Genomic DNA, 311 nt, shown 5'->3' on the forward strand with positions numbered 1-311 from the left:
GACCGCCGTCGGGTTGAACGCCCGGGCTTCAGGTACCGCCGCCACAGCCCTCGGAGCAGCGTCCATCGCCGACGGTGAAAGCGCCACGGCCCTCGGGCGCAGGGCCAATGCCACCGGAACCTCCGCGACCGCCGTCGGGGTTGATGCCCTGGCCTCAGGGCAACGGGCGACGGCACTGGGTCCTCGCGCCAATGCCACCGGAACCGCCGCGACCGCCGTCGGGTTGGACGCCCGGGCTTCAGGTACCGCCGCCACAGCCCTCGGAGAAGCCTCCATCGCCGACGGTGAAAGCGCCACGGCCCTCGGGCGCA

At 73.3% G+C, this 311-nt stretch carries 1 pseudogene; it reads left to right on the plus strand.

The features are described from left to right. A pseudogene (locus tag ACLD7X_RS19600) lies at positions 1-311 on the plus strand (hypothetical protein); the annotation flags it as partial.

The sequence above is a fragment of the Aphanothece microscopica RSMan92 genome (assembly GCF_046613545.2).
Classification (GTDB): Bacteria; Cyanobacteriota; Cyanobacteriia; order PCC-6307; family Cyanobiaceae; genus NIES-981.